Genomic DNA, 18,827 nt, shown 5'->3' on the forward strand with positions numbered 1-18,827 from the left:
CTCATAGCAGGGAGACTTGTTATATTTTTTGTTTGGGGTTGACTTTGAGGCGGTTTTCGCCTAAAATATATCAAAGATACGGCGATGATGAGAATAGTACACAGGGAATTATCTCAGAGAGGGATCTGCTTTGGTGGAAGGATCCTGTGCGTGAACTGTGGAACCGGCCTCGGAGCTCTGCGTGATTGAAGCGTGGCGTGTGTTTCCGGCGTTAACGGGTGTTGAGAGAACAGCTTTTCAGGCTGTTAACTGGGGTGGTACCGCCGAAGTCATTCGGTCCCTTGTGAGGGATTTGGATGGCTTATTTTTTGTCCGTAAAACGGGATTGTAAATGCAGTGTACGGTTTATGGGACAGAAGAGTGAGCTGGAAGGATTCCGGATTGCTGTGGCTGCCTGACAGCCGGCAATATGTAACAGATCACAAGAAAAAGGAGATTTATCATGGCAAAAGAAAAGAAATTAGTACAGGCCATCACATCTATGGATGAGGATTTTGCTCAGTGGTATACAGACGTTGTTAAGAAGGCTGAGCTCTGTGGCTATACAAGTGTTAAGGGCTGTATGGCGATCAAACCTGCAGGTTATGCGATCTGGGAGAATATCCAGCATGAGCTTGACCGCAGATTTAAAGAAACCGGTGTAGAGAACGTTTACATGCCGATCTTTATCCCGGAGTCTCTTCTTGATAAAGAGAAAGATCATGTAGAAGGTTTTGCTCCGGAGGTTGCATGGGTGACTCATGGCGGCCTTGATCCGCTGCAGGAGAGACTTTGCGTGCGTCCGACTTCTGAGACTCTGTTCTGCGATTTCTACCAGAAAGAGATCCAGTCCCACAGAGATCTTCCAAAGGTATATAATCAGTGGTGTTCCGTTGTCCGTTGGGAGAAGACAACACGTCCCTTCCTTCGTTCCAGAGAGTTCCTGTGGCAGGAGGGACATACTGCTCATGCAACAGCTGAGGAAGCGGAGCAGCGTACCATCCAGATGCTGAACATCTATGCAGACTTCTGCGAGGAAGTTCTTGCGATTCCGGTCATCAAAGGCCAGAAGACAGACAAGGAGAAATTTGCAGGTGCTGAGGCTACTTATACCATCGAATCTCTGATGCACGACGGTAAGGCTCTCCAGTCCGGTACAAGCCATAACTTTGGAGATGGCTTTGCCAAAGCATTCGGAATCCAGTACACAGATAAAGATAATACACTGAAATATGTTCACCAGACATCCTGGGGAATGACAACCCGTATGATCGGTGCGATCATCATGGTTCACGGTGATAACAGCGGACTTGTTCTTCCTCCGAGGATCGCTCCGGTACAGACTGTGATCATCCCGATCCAGCAGCGTAAAGAAGGGGTTATGGAGAAGGCTGACGAGCTTCTTGCAGCACTGAAGGCAGCAGGTATCCGTGCAAAGGTTGACGCGACAGACAAGAGCCCGGGATTCAAGTTTGCTGAGCAGGAGATGCGTGGTATCCCGCTTCGTGTGGAATGTGGACCAAAGGATATCGAGAACGGTCAGGCAGTTCTCTGCAGAAGAGATACCCGCGAGAAATACACAGTATCCTTCGAGGAACTTGCAGATAAGGTAAAAGAGCTTCTGGATACCATTCAGCATGATATGCTGGAGCGCGCACGTGCACACAGAGAGGCACATACTTACGTAGCAAAGAATTATGAGGAGTTCGGTGAGATCATCAACAGCAAACCGGGATTCATCAAAGCTATGTGGTGCGGTGATCGTGCATGTGAAGACAAGATCAAGGAAGATTTCCAGGCAACATCTAGATGTATGCCGTTTGAGCAGGAGCAGTTAAGCGACGTTTGCGTATGCTGCGGAAAACCGGCTAAGAAAATGGTTTACTGGGGACGTGCATACTAAAAAATACAGCAGGCCACTTCAAAAAAGTGGGATGATCATATTGCGTTACTGTTCACTGGTAATGTCCCGCGAGGTGTTTTGTGTGAGCGAAGGTCACAGAAAACCCGAGACATACCGCGCGAATTTATGCGATCAGCATAAATTCTGTGCATCGCGAAGCGTGTTACTGAGAACGGAGTGAACAGGAACCATATTGCAGAAACAACGGCGGGGCAAAATATGCTCCGCTGTTTTTATGAATCTATGTTATAATAGCGTTAAGGAAAACATATCAGAATATTATTCGGCTGCTGACATGGAGATAATACAGCGAAATGTAAACGTGTTTTGAACGGACAGCAGCGATCATCAAGAGGAGTTATTATGACGATTAACATACCACAAAAAGCAGAACAGATCCTGCATATTCTCAATGAAGCCGGCTATGAGGCATATGTTGTTGGCGGCTGTGTCCGGGATTCCATCCTGGACCGGGTGCCTGGGGACTGGGATATCACTACCTCAGCACTTCCAGAGCAGGTGAAGGAGCTTTTTCACAGAACTGTAGATACGGGGATCCAGCATGGAACAGTAACTGTAATGATGGGCAAAGAGGGCTTTGAGGTGACAACCTACCGTGTGGACGGAGAATATCATGATGGCCGTCACCCGGATGCCGTGACCTTTACCAGGAGTCTTGAGGAAGATCTGAAACGAAGAGATTTTACCATTAACGCCATGGCTTATCATCCGGGGCATGGACTGGTGGATCTGTTTGGCGGAATGGAGGATATCAATAGGAAGATCATCCGTTGTGTCGGGGATCCGGTGGAACGTTTTACAGAGGATGCTCTTCGGATGCTCCGTGCAGTGCGTTTTTCCGCACAGCTTGGTTTTACTGTGGAGGAGAATACGAAAGCGGCACTGGCGCGGATGTCGGGGAACCTGGAGCATGTCAGTGCAGAGCGTATCCAGACAGAGCTTGTAAAGCTTCTGGTATCCGATCATCCGGATTACCTCCGGACAGCTTGGGAGACAGGCCTTACCCGGGAATTTCTTCCGGAATTTGATGCCTGTATGGAAACAGCGCAGAATACCCCCCATCACTGCTGCAGCGTAGGCGAGCACATCCTGAAAAGCCTTACGGAGATCGAGAATGACCGGCTTCTCCGTATCACCATGCTTCTTCATGACATTGCCAAGCCGGTTGTAAAAAAGACAGATGAGAATGGAAGAGACCACTTTAAGACTCACGGACCGGCAGGCGAAAAGCTGGCAGGAAAGATCCTGCGCCGTCTGAAATTTGATAATGTAACGATCCGAAATACCTGTCGTCTGATCCGGTATCATGATCTTCGTCCCACTCCGGACGCCGAGGATGTGCGGAGAGCTGTGAATCTTATCGGAGAAGAGCTTTTTCCGTTGTATCTGAAAGTGCAGAAGGCAGATCTTTTATCCCAGAGTACTTACAGGAGGGAGGAGAAGCTGGCACGGTTAAGCGGTGTGACGGAAGCTTATCAGGGGATTCTTGAAAGAGGTGAATGTACATCTCTGAAAACCCTGGCAGTTTCCGGAAAAGATCTTATAAAGGCAGGACATCCGGCCGGACCGGCACTGGGAGCACTGCTCGAAAGACTTCTTGACTGTGTGCTGAAAGATCCAACCCTTAATACAAAAGAAAAACTTCTTGAAACAGCAGAAAAAGACAGCATAAAAACCGAATAGAATAACAAAAATCCCCCCTGCATAAAATAGAACGTAAAATAAGGCAGGGGGGAACTTTTTTGTATGATTATGGGTTGAGCGTGCTGGAGCAGTATGGGCTTACGGCTTCATTCTCTGGCAGGGTGCGGGGGGCACTTCTGTGCCGGACAGAAAAAGGTCCGGTGATACTCCGGGAATTTCATGGCTCGGAAAAAAAGCTTTCCATGCAGCAGCAGCTTCTTGAAAAAATGAAAGAACAGAATTGTCTTGTGGACGCCTATCTCAGAAACAGGGAAGGCGTACTGGTAAGCAGGGACAAAGATTCTGTTCCATATACTGCACAGATCTGGTTTGAGGGACGGGAATGTGACACGAGATCCGAAAACGATATTTTAAAAAGCATCCGGACTCTGGCACAGATCCACAAGATCATGCAGCTTCCTGTGGAAATGGATTATGCGGGAAGAAATCTGCAGGAAGAATATATCCGGCATAATCAGGAAATGAAAAAATACGCCGTTTTATCCGAAAAAAGGAGCGGTCAATTCTTTTGAGAAGGATTATCTGAAAAGCGTGGAATGGTTTCTGCAAAAAGGAGAAGAAGCGGCAGCTATGCTGGAAACCACGGATTATAAAAATCTGCGGCAGCAGTCTCTTCAAAGCGGCAGTATCTGTCATGGCGAATATAATCAGCATAATGTGCTGATACTTGGGAAAAACACAGCGGTGACGAATTTCAGTCACTGGAGCTTTGATGTGCAGATGGCAGATCTGTACCGCTTTATGCGGAAAATCCTGGAGAAATACAGTTGGGATCTGCACCTCGCGCAGAAGATGCTTTCTGCATATGATTCCGTACGGCCGCTCTCGGAGTCTGAGTGGCAGAACCTGAGAGTCCGGTTCTGTTATCCGGAAAAATACTGGAAACTGGCAAATCATTATTATACACATAACAAGGCTGTGATCTCCGGAAAAAATGTGGAAAAGCTGAGAACCTTGATCCATCAGAAAAAACAGTGGGAGGAATTTTCAAAACAGTGCTTCAGGCAGTAATGATTCTGAATGTGACAAAAACAAAACTTCCCTTTTTCTGAAAATTGTTATATAATGTTAAGTATCTTATATAAAGAAACAGGGAGGTATTTTGAAACATGGATTATAAAGAAATCTATAATCAGTGGCTTGAAAACCCATACTTCGATGAGGCGACGAAAGAAGAACTGAAAGCGATCAAAGACGACGAAAATGAGATCAAAGAGCGTTTTTATATGGATCTTGAGTTTGGTACGGCAGGCCTGCGTGGTATCATCGGCGCAGGTACCAACCGTATGAATATTTATGTGGTAAGAAGAGCAACCCAGGGGCTTGCCAACTATATTGCCAAGGTTGACAAGAAATCCCAGGGAGTTGCTATCGCATATGATTCCCGTCATATGTCACCGGAGTTTGCCCAGGAAGCAGCACTTTGCCTGGCAGCAAACGGGATCAAGGCTTATATCTTTGAGACACTTCGTCCGACACCGGAGCTTTCCTTTGCAGTACGTCATCTGGGCTGTGTGGCAGGTATCAACGTAACAGCCAGCCACAATCCTCCGGAATACAACGGATACAAGGTTTACTGGGAGGACGGCGCGCAGATCACACCACCTCATGATTCCGGTATCATGGGCGAGGTAAAGGCAATCTCCGACTGGAATACCGTAAAGACCATGGATAAGGAAGACGCAGTAAAGGCAGGACTTTTCGAAGTGATCGGACAGGCTGTCGATGATGCTTACATGGCAGAGCTTAAGAAACAGATCATCCATATGGATGCGATCCAGGCAGAGGGCAGGAACCTGAAGATCGTTTACACACCTCTTCACGGAACCGGCAATATCCCGGCCAGAAGGATCCTTAAAGAGCTTGGATTTGAGAATGTATATGTAGTACCGGAGCAGGAGCTTCCGAACGGGGATTTCCCGACAGTCAGCTATCCGAACCCGGAGGCAGCAGAGGCATTTGAGCTTGGCCTGAAGCTTGCGAAGGAAGTGGATGCAGACATCGTACTTGCCACAGACCCGGATGCAGACCGTCTTGGCGTCCGCGTAAAGGATAAAAACGGAGAGTACCATGATCTTACCGGTAACATGTCCGGATGCCTTCTTGCAAACTATGAGCTGAGCCAGAGAAAGGCTGTAAACGGAAGCCTTCCGGAGGACGGAGCTCTTGTAAAGACTATCGTTACAACAAACCTGGCAGATGCCATTGCCAAGGGATACAACGTGAATCTTATCGAAGTACTTACCGGATTCAAATACATCGGACAGCAGATCCTCGGATTTGAGAACAGTGGCAAGGGTACATATCTTTTCGGATTTGAGGAGAGCTACGGCTGCCTTATCGGAACCTATGCAAGAGACAAGGATGCCATTGTTGCTACCATGGCACTTTGCGAAGCTGCTGCTTACTATAAGACACAGGGCAAGACTCTCTGGGATGCAATGATCGATATGTATGAGGAGTTCGGTTACTATAAGGATGCCATTCAGGCAGTTACCATGAAGGGTATCGAGGGACTTCAGAAGATCCAGGAGATCATGACAACACTTCGTCAGAATCCGCCTGCTGAGTTTGCCGGACATAAGGTGACTGCTGTACGTGACTACAAGCTGGATGAGATCACAGATCTTGCAACAGGTGAGAAGAAGCCGACAGGACTTCCGAATTCCAATGTTCTCTACTATGAGCTTACCGATGATGCATGGGTTTGCGTAAGACCGTCCGGAACAGAGCCTAAGGTTAAATTCTATTATGGCGTTAAGGGAACATCTCTTGCAGATGCAGACGAGAAATCTGATGCAATGGGCAAGGCGGTTCTTGAAATGGTTGATTCCATGAAATGATTGATTCCATGAAATGATAAAATGGTCACATTCCGCCTGTAATATGCGAAAAACCTTGACATTATAAGCCAAAAGCGGTATATATATAAAGCAAAGTCAAAAATAAGAGAACATCAATTATAGGAGGAAACACCATGAATAAAACAGAGTTAGTGGCAGCAATGGCGAAAGACACCAATCTTTCCAAGAAAGATGTAGAAGCTGTTCTGAAATCTTTTATCGATGTTGTAACAGATGAACTGAAAAAAGGCGAGAAGATTCAGCTGGTTGGATTTGGAACTTTCGAAGTAAGCACAAGAGCTGCAAGAGAGGGAAGAAATCCTCAGACTGGTGAGACCATGACGATCGAGGCTTCCAAGTCTCCGAAGTTCAAAGCAGGAAAAGCTTTAAAGGACGTTGTCAACGGTAAATAATCTGTTGGTTCAGAGTGATAACGGCAGGGGAAACCGGTTTTTGGTTTCCCCTGCTTTTTTAGGAGGAAAAATTATGCGTCTTGATAAATATCTGAAAGTATCCAGACTGATCAAACGCCGTACGGTGGCAAATGAAGCCTGCGATGCAGGAAGAGTTCTGGTCAATGACAAGCCGGCCAAGGCTTCTGTACAGGTAAAGACCGGTGACACTGTGGAGATCCAATTTGGAAGCCGTAATGTAAAGGTTGAAGTCCTGGAAGTTAAGGAAACGGTAAAAAAGGATGAGGTGGAAAGCATGTTCCGCTATATCTGATGCAGGGACAGCTGCCGTTTGGGCTTGATGGTCTATTCCGGATGGATTTTTCATAAAATAAAAGAGAAATCATCCCCAGGGAGGTATGGATTGGACGAGAAGAAACCGGCAGCATTTCACAGTCTGATGCTGGAGCGGCAGAAAGGCGGCACCATAACGGGAATCCGGGAGGTGATCTCTTTCGATGAAAAAGAAATACTGCTGCATACAGAGGAAGGAAAGTTATCCATAAAAGGCGAAGGACTTCATGTAAAACATCTTGATCTGAAAAGAGGGCAGCTTAGCTTGGAGGGAAAAATCGACAGTCTTACCTATCTTGGCAGGAAAAAGGACAAAAAAGAAGGATCCCTTTTAAAAAGACTGTTCCATTAAAGCTAAAATGACAGCAAACCGGTTGATATTTTTTGAAGAAGTTGTAAAATTTGGATGTATAAGCTCGTAAAAGGTAAAGAGATCAGATTGTGTAAAAAAGGAGCAGCAGATTGAAAAATCCAAAAAATGGAAAAGAAAAAAAAGGATCGGATATAATTATCTTGGCATGGCGGGGATCATGGTGATCGCACTGGTGTTGCTGGGAAGCCTTATGCTGCAGAGTAAGACTCTGGAACGGCGCAGGGATTATTATGATTCCAAAGCTACAGCACTGGAGAAGTCCATTGAAAGTGAGAAGGAACGTACCAAGGAGATCGAAGCAGAGAAAGAACATATGAAGACCGACGAATATGTGGAAGAGGCGGCTCGTGAGAAGCTGGGACTTGTGAAAGACAACGAGATCGTGTTTCAGGAAGAAAAATAGCTGAAAATCAAAGGTTTCGACGAAATTTTTTTTGACATTTTCGTGCGGCTTTGACAGATATTTCAGGGATCTTCCTTTATAATGTTCAGTCAGTGAAGGTTATAAGGGGAGGGGAAAATATGCAGGAATGGATCATTGCCATGCTCGTAGTCAGCATACTGCTGATACTCCGGGACATGGCAAAAACTGTCTTTTCGGGAAAAACGAAGGAAAAAGAAGAAATGCTGCCGCTTTGTGAAAGCCATCCCCAGAAGGAAAAAGTGGAACGGTATGCAGCATCCTTCCGGAAGCTTGCGGATACATTCTACGGAATGCCTTACCGTAAGGAATTTTTGAGCGGAGGACAGCTGAACCGTATCATATCGGACACCAGTGCGGCTGTATGTTCCAGATGTTATCAGAGAGAGATCTGCTGGGGAGAGCGTGCCGGGGAAACCATGCGGGGCAGTGAAAATATGATCCGTACCATGGAGGAAGGCAATGAAGAGAGTATCCAGAGAGCACGCAGTGAATGGATGGGAGCATGTGGCCGTTCCGCCCAGTATTTTCAGGTCCTGAATGAGGGATTTCGTGAAGAAAGGCAGAATCTCGTGTGGGATAACCGGATGATCGAAAGCCGGCTTGCAGTTGCACAGCAGCTGACGGAAATCTCGAGGATCATGGATCACATGGCAGAAGAGCTGTATGATATCATGCCGGCAGATCCGCAGTTTCAGGAAGATCTGAAAAAGGCTCTTCGTAAAAAGCATGTACTTGTAAAGAATGTCTGGGTCATGGATAAGATCGAAGGAAGACGGCAGATATTTCTGAATCTGAGAGCCAGGAGCGGACAGTGTGTTTCCATGACAGAGATTGCACAGATCCTGTCCAGGATCTGCGGAAGCTCCATGACGCCGGACGCCGACAGCCGCAGTATTGTAAATGGAGATTTTCGTATGGTCCATTTTGTGGAGGATGTCAGTTATCAGATGCTTTACGGAGTAGCGCGGCTTACAAGAGAAGCGGAAAAGGTTTCCGGAGACAATTATATCTGTCGTCAGGAAGAGGATGGCAGGTTTTTTCTCTGTCTGTCTGATGGGATGGGTTCCGGAATAGAAGCGTTTAAAGAAAGCGAGATCGTGGTAGAACTTCTGGAACAGTTTCTGGAATCCGGCTTTTCTCAGGAGACAGCTGCCAGAATGGTGAATTCCGCACTGCTATTGAAAGGACGGGAAGGGATGTTTTCTACTGTCGATATCTGTGCGGTGGATCTTTATACCGGGATCTGTGATTTTCTGAAAGCAGGGGCGTCTTCCACATTTATTAAAAGAGATCACTGGGTGGAATCCATTGCTTCGGAAAATCTTGCAGCAGGCTTGGTCCAGCAGCTGGATTTTGATACTGCCTCAAGGAAGCTTTATCATGGAGATTATCTGATCATGATGACAGATGGAGTTCTGGATGCACTTCCTACAGAACGGGAAGAGGAAACCATGAAGGAGATCATTATGGATGTCCGGGAAAAAGAGCCCAGGGAGATGGGACGGGGAATACTGGAAAGGGTCCTGGGATACAGTGATTATCATGCCAGGGATGATATGACAGTAGTTGTGGCAGGATTGTGGAAAAAATAGAGTATTTTTGGTTACAGGAGAAAAAATGATCACACGTGTAAGAAAATATATCAGAGACAATCGGATGCTGAAAGCAGAGGATATGGTTGTGGCAGGGGTTTCCGGAGGGGCGGATTCCATAGCAATGCTTCATATTTTGAAAAGTCTTCAGAAAGAGATCGGTTTTTCCATGGAAGTGGTTCATGTCCATCATGGGATCAGGGGCCAGGAGGCGGACCGGGATGAGCAGTTTGTGGAAAAAATCTGCCGGGATTGGGGAATCCCTTTCCGGTCCAGGCATTATCCGGTTCCGGAACTTTCCGGAAAGTGGAAGCTGGGAGAAGAAGAAACCGGAAGGATCGTGCGAAAACAGGCGTTTCAGGAGGAAAAAAAGAGACTTGGTTTTTCCGGAGAACAGTCAAAAAAGAACGGACAGTTCCGGGTTGCGCTGGCACATAATCGCAACGATCTGGCAGAGACTATGCTGCATCATCTGGCAAGGGGAACCGGTATCCGGGGACTTTCCGGGATACAGGCGGTAAGTGGTGAGATCATCCGGCCGGTTTTGTGTTTAGAACGGAAGGAGATCGTCAATTATCTGAAAGAGAGAGGTATTTCCTATATCACAGACAGCAGCAATCTTTCAGATAACTATACAAGAAACCGGATCCGTAACCATATTCTTCCGGCTATGGAACAGAAGATCAATGCAAAAGCGGTGGAGCATATGGCAGAAACCGCACGGGTTCTGGCAGAGGCAGATTCGTATCTTCAGAAAAAGGGAAGGGAGCTTCTGGCAGGCTGCCGGAAAGAAAATGGCTATCTTCTGGATGAAAAATTTTTTGCACAGGATCCTATCCTTCAGGAATATGCGGTGATGGAGGCGTTTGAGATACTGTCAGGAAAACGTAAGGACTTTACATCTCTTCATGTGGACCAGGTCCTTTCGCTTCAAAAAAAGAAAACGGTCGTTATATCAACCTTCCGGAATCGCTGCGGGTAATACGACAGTACGGAGGGGTATGTCTGAAAAAGAACTCTGCATCAGACAGAGAGAACGATGCTTCCACTGAAAAAAAGTATCGGCAGGTCTCAGAGAAATGTCTATGGAGCTTCCGGTACCTGGAATTCTGGAAAGTCCTTTCGGAGTTTTTGAGTCGAAAATTTTTTCTTATAAGAAACAGAAGATTGAAGAAAAAAAGTATACGAAATGGTTTGATTATGATAAAATAAAAAATAGTCCATGCGTTCGGACCAGAAGACAGGGAGATTATCTTACTGTAAACAGTGAAGGCGGAAGAAAGAAGCTGAACCGGATCTTTATTGATGAGAAGATTCCGGCGGAGATGAGAGACAGGCTTCCGGTTGTTGCGGCAGGATCTGAGATACTCTGGATCCCGGGAGGACGGATGAACGAGAAGTATAAGATCACTTCCACTACAGGGAGAGTGTTAGAATTACATTACCAAGGAGGAGCTTTAGCATGAGCGAAAAAATCAGGGTTTTACTCAGTGAAGAAGAGGTAGATGCCCGTATCCAGGAAGTTGCAGATATGATCAACAAGGATTATGACGGAAAAGATGTACACATGATCTGCGTTCTGAAAGGCGGCGTTTTCTTTATGTGTGAGCTTGCCAAGAGGATCACACGCCCGGTAACACTGGATTTCATGTCTGTGTCCAGTTACGGTGATGATACGAAATCCAGCGGTGTTGTAAAGATCGTCAAGGATCTGGATCAGCCACTGGACGGGAAAGATGTTCTGATCGTAGAGGATATTATTGATTCAGGCAGAACCTTAAGCTATCTGCTGCGTATCCTGAAGGGCAGACATCCGGCAAGCATCAGACTCTGTACACTTCTTGACAAACCGGAGAGACGTGTGACAGATGTAGAGGTAGATTACTGCTGCTTCAATATTCCGGACGAGTTTGTAGTAGGATACGGACTTGATTATGCCCAGAAATACAGAAACCTTCCTTACATCGGAGTAGTGGAGCTTCAGGACTGAAAGGAGATTTAACCAAGTGAGCAAGCATTCAGGTAAGATAGGCCTGTACCTTCTGCTTATTGTGGCACTGATCGCAGGATATCTGTATCTCAATGACCAGGTATCTACCCAGGGCAGCTACACAATGGGCCAGCTGGAAAAGGCTCTGGAAGAAGACAAAGTGACGGATGCGGTGATCCACCAGAACAGAGAAGTGCCCACCGGTTATGTAACAGCAAACATTGTTTCAGACGGTCAGAAGACAGTCTACGTAACCGATGTAAAGGAAGCGGAGGCGCTTCTTGAAGAACATGATATCGATCCGACGATCCGCAATGTACCCAAGGACAGCTCCATGATCGGAACAGTACTTCCGGTAGTGCTTACCGGCGCGATCCTTCTCTTTTTCTTTATGATGATGAACCGGCAGATGTCCGGAGGCGGCGGAAGCAATGCGAAGATGATGAACTTTGGAAAAAGCAGAGCCAGGATGTCGTCCCCTGATGATAAGAAAGTAACGTTCAAGGATGTTGCAGGTCTTCAGGAGGAGAAGGAGGATCTGGAGGAAGTGGTGGATTTCCTGAAATCCCCACAGAAGTATACCAAGGTAGGTGCCAGGATCCCGAAAGGCGTGATCCTTGTGGGCCCTCCAGGAACAGGTAAAACTCTTCTCGCGAAGGCAGTTGCAGGAGAGGCCGGAGTTCCGTTTTTCTCCATTTCCGGATCCGATTTCGTGGAGATGTTTGTTGGTGTCGGTGCTTCCCGTGTACGAGATCTTTTTGAAGAGGGCAAGCGTCATGCACCGTGCATCATCTTTATTGATGAGATTGATGCGGTAGCCCGTCAGAGAGGAACCGGTATGGGCGGCGGCCACGATGAGAGAGAGCAGACATTGAACCAGCTTCTTGTAGAGATGGATGGTTTTGGAGTAAATGAAGGAATCATCGTAATGGCAGCGACCAACCGTGTGGATATTCTGGATCCTGCGATTCTCCGTCCGGGACGATTTGACCGTAAAGTCGGTGTGGGACGCCCGGATGTTAAGGGCAGAGAAGAGATCCTTATGGTCCATGCCAAGGACAAACCGCTGGGAGATGATGTGGATCTTCGCCAGATCGCCCAGACAACCGCAGGATTTACAGGCGCAGATCTGGAGAATCTTCTTAACGAAGCTGCTATTGATGCTGCAAAAGAGGGCCGTCCTTATATCATGCAGAAGGATATCAAGAAAGCATTCATCAAGGTCGGGATCGGTGCAGAAAAGAAGAGCAAGGTCATCTCTGATAAAGAGAAAAAGATCACAGCTTATCATGAAGCAGGCCATGCGATCCTGTTCCATGTACTTCCTCATATGGATCCGGTATACACCATTTCCATTATCCCTACGGGAATGGGAGCTGCCGGCTACACCATGCCGCTGCCGGATAATGATGAGATGTTTAATACAAAGAACAAAATGCTGGAGGATATCACCACGCTTCTTGGCGGACGTGTGGCGGAGGAGATCATCTTCGGAGATATCACCACCGGTGCTTCCAATGATATCAAACGTGCCACAGAGACTGCACGCTCTATGGTAATGAAATACGGTATGTCTGAAAAAATCGGTCTGATCGCTTACGGCAACGATGACGATGAGGTATTTATCGGCCGTGATCTGGCACATACCAGAGGCTACAGTGAGGAAGTGGCAAGAGAGATCGATGGGGAGATTTCCCGTATCATCCGTGAGTGCCATGAGAATGCAGAGAGCATTATCCGTGAGAATATCGGCGTTCTTCACAGCTGTGCGGCCCTTCTTCTCGAGAAGGAAAAGATACATCGTGAAGAGTTTGAAGCACTTTTTACAACAGAAAAAGAAGAGGTTGCAAAAACAAACGAATAAAATGCACAAAAAAATATTGAATTTTGTGAACTTTGTGCACACTTTTTGGTGGACACATGGTACTATAAATACCGTAAAAACCCCCCAATACATTATATAGTTTTTGCTACACCCCATAAGAAGAAATACCTTCTCCAAAAAAGGCAGCTTAACCAGCTGCCTTTTTTACTGTCCAAAAATAAAGACGAATTACGGAGAAAACAGATATATATGCTTGCGGGATGGAAAAAATTAAGATAATATATTTAAAAATATGGTACTAAAAACGGAATGAGGAAGATAGAATGTTATATGAAAGCATGGAGACTGCAAAGAAGATGCGGTATATACTCAATATGAGTCCGGTATTAAATAAAGACGCAATGTTCAGTGACGGGACGGAATATTACCGTACACCTGTGGAGCCGCGGGAAGGTGATACAGTTACGATCCGTTTTCGTACCCAGAGAAATAACGTGGACAACGTCTGTCTTGTGCATGACGGAGAATATCTGGAAATGAAGCGGGAAAAAACTTCCGGAAGCTTTGATTATTATACTGCACAGATCGTAATGGGAAAAGATCTTGTACGATATTACTTTGAGATCCATTCAGGACTTGTTACCTGTTATTATGATACAAATGGTGTAAGCACCAGACATGAGGAAAGGACAGAATTTGAGATCTATCCCGGATATCATGTGCCTGAGTGGCTGAAGGGTGCTGTGATGTATCAGATTTATGTGGATCGTTTCTGTAACGGAGATCCTTCCAATGATGTGGAAACAGGGGAATATTTCTATATCGGGGACACTTCCGTAAAAGTGGATAACTGGGAAAAGGTTCCGGCTGTGATGGGTGTCCGGGAATTTTATGGCGGCGATCTTCAGGGAGTTATGGATAAGCTGGATTATCTTCAGGAGCTTGGAGTAGATGTGATCTATCTGAATCCGGTCTTTGTCTCTCCCAGCAACCATAAGTATGACTGTCAGGATTACGATCATATCGATCCGCATATCGGAAGGATCGTAGCGGACTGTGATGGTCTGTTAAGTCCCGGAGACAGTGATAACAGTCATGCCCTTAAGTATATCCGCCGTGTGACCGATAAACGGAATTTGGAGGCCAGTAATAAGCTTTTTCAGGAGCTTGTGGAGGAAATTCACAGAAGAGGGATGAAAGTGATCCTGGATGGGGTATTTAACCATTGCGGATCCTTTAATAAATGGATGGACAGGGAACGGATCTACGAAAATCAGGAAGGCTACGAGAAGGGGGCTTATGTTTCGGCGGACAGCCCTTATCGTTCTTTCTTCTGCTTCCAGGATCAGAACCGCTGGCCCTATAATCCAACCTACGACGGCTGGTGGACCCATGATACCCTGCCAAAGCTGAACTACGAAGAATCTGAGGAGCTTTGCCGGACGATTCTTGATGTGGGCAGAAAATGGGTTTCGCCGCCGTATAACGTAGACGGCTGGAGACTGGATGTAGCTGCAGATCTGGGCCACAGCAATGATTTTAACCATCACTTCTGGAAAGAGTTCCGGAGGACAGTAAAAGAAGCCAATCCTGATGCAGTGATCCTTGCAGAACACTACGGAAATCCGGAAAGCTGGCTTCGCGGCGATGAGTGGGATACGGTTATGAACTATGACGCTTTTATGGAGCCTGTAACCTGGTTCCTGACCGGAATGGAGAAGCACAGTGATGAGTACCGGGAGGACCTTTATGGCAACAGTGAGGCCTTTATCGGGGCGATGAAGCATCATATGCAGTCTTTGCATATGGGAGCGCTTTATGGAGCCATGAATGAGCTTTCAAACCATGACCATTCCAGATTTCTGACAAGGACCAATCACAGAGTAGGAAGGCTTTCCTATGCAGGCGCCGAGGCAGCATCTGCGGGCATAAATCCTGCCATCATGAGAGAGGCTGTTGTGATCCAGATGACGTGGCCTGGTGCGCCTACGGTATATTACGGGGATGAGGCCGGCGTCTGCGGCTTTACAGATCCGGATAACCGCAGAACTTATCCCTGGGGAAAAGAAGACCAGGAGATGCTGGACTTTCATAAACGTATGATCTGCATACACAAGGCATATCCGATTCTTGCAAAGGGTTCCCTGGAATTTCTGTGGAACGATCATCAGGGCTTGAGCTATGGTCGTTTTTCTGATTCTGAACAGATCATAGTGATCCTTAATAATCAGGATCAGGAGAGAGACATAAGGGTAACAGCCTGGAAAACCGGTGTAAGCCGGAAAGAAGCAACGGCTTTTCAGCGCCTGATGCTTTCTTCCGGAGAGGGTTATACGGAAATGCCGGAAGAATATATTGCAGATGCAGGGATTCTTCAGGTGAAGATGCCTGCATACGGAGCGATGGTGCTTCACCACAGGGCGAGGGATAAATACAAATGATGCACGAGTAAGGCAGAGAAAAAAAGCCAATCTGTTCTTCCATTAGGAAGCAGATTGGCTTTTTGCATTGTGTTTTATGAGTTATTCTTCTGTAACGTGTTCCAGACCCTGATTCATGATGGTTGCCACATGGCTATCTGCCAGGGAGTAGTAAATGGTTTTTCCATCTCTTCGAAATTTGACTAGTGACATCTGCTTCAGTACCCGGAGCTGATGGGAAATGGCACTCTGGGTCATGAAAAGACGATCGGCAATATCCTGAACACAGAGTTCTTCCACAGAAAGTACGTACAGGATACGGATCCTGGTAGGATCACCGAAAACCTTGAACAGGTCGGCAAGCCGGTACAGTGTATCATCATTGATTGGGTAATCTATATGTGTTTTCTTCATTTGCGCATCCTCCAAACTGTTAACTTCTATTGTAGCTGAAAAAAACGCACCGGTCAAATTCTTTTCTGCATCACTGGGGAGTTGTATGGATGCACAGGGATCCGCTGCAGGATATCTGCCCTGCAGAACGGAGCTTATTTTTTATACAGGATACGAATGGAATTCAGCACGCAGATCATGGCAACGCCAGTGTCTGCAAATACGGCCATCCACATGTTGGCATGTCCGGCAAGACCAAGGATCATAACTGCGATCTTGATCACCAGGGCAAATATTACGTTCTGCCATGCAATACGGTTTGTGCTTCGTGCAATGGCGATAGACTGAGGGATCGCATCTACATTGGAATTCATAAATACGGCATCTGCGGCTTCAATGGCAGCGTCTGCACCGCTTCCCATGGCAGCACCTACATCAGCACCTGCAAGAACAGGAGCGTCGTTGATACCGTCACCGACAAACATAACCGTTCCATGTGCCTGGCGGACCTTTTTCAGGGCATTGAGCTTATCCTCCGGAAGAAGCTTTGCATAGATCTCATCGATCCCGGCATCTTTTCCTACAGCCTGTGCACTGTCTTCGGAGTCTCCAGTGAGCATAACGGTGTGGAGACCAAGCTTTTTCAGAGAAGCAATGGCTTCCTTTGCGTCAGGTTTGATGGTATCGGAGATCAGCATATATCCTGCGAAGGTTCCGTTTACTGCCATAAATACTTCAGAACCGTAAGCGGCTTCCTTTAATTCTCCGATTGTAACTCCGAATTTATCCATCAGCTTGCGATTTCCGCAGAGAACTTTTCCCTCCGGCATTTCCGCAACGATCCCGTGACCGGAAATTTCTTCCAGGGAGATCGGTTTTTCAAATTGGATCTCACGTCCCTTTGCGGCAGCAACGATGCTGTTTGCAATAGGATGTGTGGAGTTCTGTTCACAGCCTGCACACATGGAAAGGAGTTCATTTTCCGTGTATTTACCGGTGGCAACAATCTTCTGAAGCTGGAAGTTACCCTCTGTGATAGTACCGGTCTTATCCATGATCACAGCGCCGAGCTTACTTAATCCTTCGATGGAAAGGCCACCCTTGAAAAGGATACCCTTTTTAGAACCGGCACCGATCCCGGAGAAGAAGGCCAGCGGGATACTAAGTACAAGAGCACAAGGGCAACTCATTACCAGGAAAGTAATGGCTGTGTAGATCCAGTAATGCCAGTTTCCGGTAACAAGGGATGGGAGTATGGCAGTTGCCACTGCGATTCCTACAACACAAGGAGTATAAACCCTGGCAAAACGTGTGATAAAGCGGTCAATCTTCGGTTTGCTTGCTGCCGCGTTTTCTACGGAATCCAGAATACGAGTGACCATGGATTCTTCCAGAGGTTTTTCCACGCGGATCTTAAGCTGTCCGGAGGTGTTGACGCAACCAGAAGTGATCTCATCACCTTCATTTACAGCAACCGGTACAGGTTCTCCTGTGATCGGAGAAGTGTCGATACGGCTGTTTCCCTCAATTACGATACCATCAAGAGGGATGCGGTCTCCGGGACGGACCAGAAGAATGTCTCCGATCTGAGCCTCTTCAGAGGGAATTACCTGGATATCATCGCCTGTGACCAGGTTTACAACTTCCGGACGAAGGTCTACGGCATCCATGATCTGCCCGCGGCTTCGTTCAACGGCTTTTTCCTCAAAAAGCTCGCCGATGCGGTAGAAGAGCATAACGCCTACGGCCTCAGCAGAATCATTGATGGCAAAAGCGGCAAGTGTTGCAATGCTCATGAGAAAGTTTTCGTCAAAAATCTGTCCGTGAGAGATGTTTTTGGCAGCTTTTACAACGATAACACCCCCAAGCGCCAGGTATGCGATCACAAATACAGGAAGAGTGGCACTGGTATCAAAGCCTTTGTGTTCCATGATCTCTCCGGCAACGAAGAGTACTGCACCGATGATAATGCAGATGATATCTATGTTTTCCCTGGAGAAAAATTTCTTCTTGGAAGCGGTTTGGTGAGTCACTGTTTTTGGGGACTGAGCCTTTGGCTTCGGATCCTTTTCTTTTACAAGAACTTCGGATTCAATGGATGTACAGATCTTACGGATCTGATCCAGGTATCGATCCGGATTCTTTGCAGTTAAGCGAAGCTGTTTTGTTGCAAAAGTGATGGTTGCTTCGGAAATACCTTCAAGGTTTGCAATCTGTTCCTCCATTTTGGAAGCGCAGTGAGCGCAGCCTAGATTCTCCAGAAGATAGGTCTTAGTTGTTGTGTCAGTGGAAGCTGCCGGAGCTGGATTTCTCGGAACAACTTTAACTTCAGACTCAATGGATGTGCAGATCTTGCGGATCTGCGGAAGCAGAGCGTCTGGATCTGCAGCCCCTAAGCGAAGCTGTTTTGTTGCAAAAGTAATGGTAGCGCTTTCGACGCCTTCAAGAGCCTGGATCCGTTCCTCCATTTTGGAAGCACAGTGAGCGCAGCCGAGGTTCTCCAGAATGTAGACACGCTTTGCGGTGAGAGCATTATGGGAGTGACCATGGTGCTCATGGTCCCCGCAGCCACAGCCGCAGTGTTCATCGTGGTGGTGATGATGCTCATGCTCAA

The 18,827-nt window shown here is 46.8% G+C and carries 17 protein-coding genes and 1 other annotated feature; of the genes, 15 read left to right on the forward strand and 2 right to left on the reverse strand.

Going from position 1 to position 18,827, the window contains the following annotated elements; all coding sequences use genetic code 11:
- Window positions 1-75: 75 nt before the first annotated feature.
- Window positions 76-285 (forward strand) — a binding site (T-box leader).
- A 157-nt stretch (window positions 286-442) separates the two neighbouring features.
- The 15 genes from proS to CK1_RS15690 all read left to right on the forward strand — a co-directional run bounded on the left by proS (window position 443) and on the right by CK1_RS15690 (window position 15,841).
- Complete coding sequence (gene proS / locus CK1_RS15620) at window positions 443-1,882, forward strand: proline--tRNA ligase (protein ID WP_015527114.1); 1,440 nt, start codon at window positions 443-445, stop codon at window positions 1,880-1,882.
- A 363-nt stretch (window positions 1,883-2,245) separates the two neighbouring features.
- On the forward strand, window positions 2,246-3,586 hold the full coding sequence (locus CK1_RS15625; RefSeq protein WP_015527115.1) for a CCA tRNA nucleotidyltransferase: 1,341 nt from the start codon (window positions 2,246-2,248) through the stop codon (window positions 3,584-3,586).
- A 59-nt stretch (window positions 3,587-3,645) separates the two neighbouring features.
- Window positions 3,646-4,119, forward strand: a complete 474-nt coding sequence (locus tag CK1_RS15630) for a protein kinase family protein (RefSeq protein WP_306288986.1) — start codon at window positions 3,646-3,648, stop codon at window positions 4,117-4,119.
- A gap of 19 nt (window positions 4,120-4,138) precedes the next feature.
- The gene (locus CK1_RS15635) at window positions 4,139-4,618 is read left to right on the forward strand and encodes a YutH/CotS family kinase-like spore coat protein (protein ID WP_306288987.1); all 480 of its coding nucleotides are present in this window, start codon (window positions 4,139-4,141) and stop codon (window positions 4,616-4,618) included.
- Window positions 4,619-4,716: 98 nt separating this feature from the next.
- Entirely contained in the window at window positions 4,717-6,450 is a 1,734-nt protein-coding gene (locus CK1_RS15640) for a phospho-sugar mutase (protein ID WP_015527116.1), read from the forward strand.
- A 116-nt stretch (window positions 6,451-6,566) separates the two neighbouring features.
- Window positions 6,567-6,863 (forward strand): non-specific DNA-binding protein Hbs, encoded by a 297-nt coding sequence (gene hbs / locus CK1_RS15645; protein WP_227945653.1) that lies wholly within the window; start codon window positions 6,567-6,569, stop codon window positions 6,861-6,863.
- Window positions 6,864-6,936: 73 nt separating this feature from the next.
- On the forward strand, window positions 6,937-7,176 hold the full coding sequence (locus tag CK1_RS15650) for an RNA-binding S4 domain-containing protein (protein ID WP_015527118.1): 240 nt from the start codon (window positions 6,937-6,939) through the stop codon (window positions 7,174-7,176).
- A 90-nt stretch (window positions 7,177-7,266) separates the two neighbouring features.
- The gene (gene yabP / locus CK1_RS15655; protein ID WP_306288988.1) at window positions 7,267-7,548 is read left to right on the forward strand and encodes a sporulation protein YabP; all 282 of its coding nucleotides are present in this window, start codon (window positions 7,267-7,269) and stop codon (window positions 7,546-7,548) included.
- 166 nt (window positions 7,549-7,714) lie between these two features.
- A complete protein-coding gene (locus CK1_RS15660; protein WP_015527119.1) occupies window positions 7,715-7,972 on the forward strand; it encodes an FtsB family cell division protein in 258 nt (85 codons plus the stop codon).
- Window positions 7,973-8,091: 119 nt separating this feature from the next.
- Window positions 8,092-9,585, forward strand: a complete 1,494-nt coding sequence (locus CK1_RS15665; RefSeq protein WP_015527120.1) for a SpoIIE family protein phosphatase — start codon at window positions 8,092-8,094, stop codon at window positions 9,583-9,585.
- A 25-nt stretch (window positions 9,586-9,610) separates the two neighbouring features.
- Window positions 9,611-10,567, forward strand: coding sequence for a tRNA lysidine(34) synthetase TilS (tilS, locus tag CK1_RS15670; RefSeq protein ID WP_015527121.1), 957 nt, complete (start codon window positions 9,611-9,613; stop codon window positions 10,565-10,567).
- A 97-nt stretch (window positions 10,568-10,664) separates the two neighbouring features.
- Window positions 10,665-11,051, forward strand: coding sequence for a tRNA lysidine(34) synthetase TilS (tilS, locus tag CK1_RS15675; protein WP_015527122.1), 387 nt, complete (start codon window positions 10,665-10,667; stop codon window positions 11,049-11,051).
- On the forward strand, window positions 11,048-11,575 hold the full coding sequence (gene hpt, locus CK1_RS15680) for a hypoxanthine phosphoribosyltransferase (protein WP_015527123.1): 528 nt from the start codon (window positions 11,048-11,050) through the stop codon (window positions 11,573-11,575). Before tilS (CK1_RS15675) ends, hpt begins: the two co-directional genes overlap by 4 nt.
- A gap of 16 nt (window positions 11,576-11,591) precedes the next feature.
- Window positions 11,592-13,439, forward strand: a complete 1,848-nt coding sequence (gene ftsH / locus CK1_RS15685; protein ID WP_022427362.1) for an ATP-dependent zinc metalloprotease FtsH — start codon at window positions 11,592-11,594, stop codon at window positions 13,437-13,439.
- 284 nt (window positions 13,440-13,723) lie between these two features.
- Complete coding sequence (locus tag CK1_RS15690) at window positions 13,724-15,841, forward strand: glycoside hydrolase family 13 protein (RefSeq protein ID WP_015527124.1); 2,118 nt, start codon at window positions 13,724-13,726, stop codon at window positions 15,839-15,841.
- Between the two features lie 81 nt (window positions 15,842-15,922).
- On the opposite strand, the gene CK1_RS15695 is transcribed toward CK1_RS15690, so the two are convergent.
- The gene (locus CK1_RS15695) at window positions 15,923-16,234 is read right to left on the reverse strand and encodes an ArsR/SmtB family transcription factor (RefSeq protein ID WP_015527125.1); all 312 of its coding nucleotides are present in this window, start codon (window positions 16,232-16,234) and stop codon (window positions 15,923-15,925) included.
- A 134-nt stretch (window positions 16,235-16,368) separates the two neighbouring features.
- Window positions 16,369-18,827 (reverse strand): heavy metal translocating P-type ATPase (locus tag CK1_RS15700; RefSeq protein ID WP_306288989.1); only part of this gene is annotated, 2,459 nt, incomplete at its 5' end.

The sequence above is a fragment of the Ruminococcus sp. SR1/5 genome (assembly GCF_000209835.1).
Lineage (GTDB): Bacteria > Bacillota > Clostridia > Lachnospirales > Lachnospiraceae > Blautia_A > Blautia_A fusiformis.